The organism is Oleiphilus sp. HI0061 (genome assembly GCF_001635675.1).
Map to the genome: position 1 here is coordinate 1 of NZ_LWFE01001637.1, position 1,365 is coordinate 1,365.

The window sequence follows — 1,365 nt, forward strand, 5'->3', positions numbered from 1 at the left end:
CTAACAAGATGCGTAACATTCTTCTTAGAGGTTCAGCAGCACCCCATAGTAGCTGATCACCTACAGTAAACGCTGAAATATACTCCGGCCCCATTGTAAGCTTACGAATACGACCAACAGGAATGCTTAGCGTACCAGTTACTTCAGTAGGTGTAAGCTCATTAATCGTTTGCTCACGATCATTCGGAATAACCTTAACCCAGTCGTTCGCCTTCGCTAATTTTTGCTCAATCTCTTCCACTGAAATATCTTTCTTCAGCTTGATCGTTAAGGCCTGGCTATGACAACGCATTGCGCCAATACGCACGCACAGGCCGTCAATAGGGATCGGTGTGTCTTCAATGCCTAGTATTTTGTTTGTCTCGGCGCCAGCTTTCCACTCCTCCCTGCTTTGCCCTGAAGGTAGCTGGGTATCGATCCAAGGAATCAGGCTACCCGCAAGCGGCACACCGAATTGGTCTTTTGGAAACTCATCAGAACGCAGCCTTTCAGCGACCGCTTTGTCGATATCAAGGATTGCGCTTGCAGGGTCTGATAGTGGATTAATTACAGTATTATGAATATCACCCATCTGCGAGATTAGTTCACGCATATGCTTGGCACCAGAACCTGAAGCTGCTTGATAAGTCATGGGTGAAACCCACTCAATCAAGTCTTCAGCAAACAAACCACCTAGCGCAATCAGCATTAAGCTGACCGTACAGTTTCCGCCAACGTAGTTCTTAACGCCTGATGCCAGGCCTTTATCGATCACGTCACGGTTAACAGGATCGAGCACGATAATCGCTTGATCATCCATACGAAGCGCAGAAGCTGCGTCAATCCAGTAGCCGTCCCAGCCTGAGTCTCTCAGTGGCTGAAATACCTCTTTGGTATAATCACCACCCTGACAAGTAATGATGACATCCATTGCTGATAATTCAGCAATGTCGGTTGCGCTCTTAAGCTTTTTCTCACTTTGACCAACATCTGGCGCATCTTGGCCAGCCTGTGAGGTTGTGAAGAAAATAGGCTCAACCAATGAGAAGTCGTTTTCTTCTTTCATGCGCTGCATTAGCACGGAGCCTACCATGCCTCGCCAACCAACAAGTCCTAATTTTTTCATCTTGAAAACTCTTTTAAATAATCCAATAAGTCTGTTTTATCGCTCAAAATCTACAAATAACCAAGGTGCTTCAGCTTTTCTTTTCTCTTCATAAGCCTTGATTGCTTCGACGTTTTCTAGCGTTACGCCAATATCATCCAAACCGTTTAACAAACAGTGCTTACGGAAGTCATCGACTTCGAAGCTGTATACTTTACCACTCGGTGAAGTCACGGTTTGTTGCTCTAAATCAATACTTAGTTCATAACCTTCGTTTGCGA

1 protein-coding gene and 1 pseudogene are annotated in these 1,365 nt (G+C 45.3%); both read right to left on the reverse strand.

Annotated elements, in window-relative coordinates; all coding sequences use genetic code 11:
* Positions 1 to 1,105: aspartate-semialdehyde dehydrogenase (gene asd / locus A3735_RS25235; RefSeq protein ID WP_068638866.1), on the reverse strand; the 1,105-nt coding region annotated here is incomplete at its 3' end.
* A gap of 36 nt (positions 1,106 to 1,141) precedes the next feature.
* Positions 1,142 to 1,365, reverse strand: a pseudogene (locus A3735_RS31415) (3-isopropylmalate dehydratase small subunit); the annotation flags it as partial.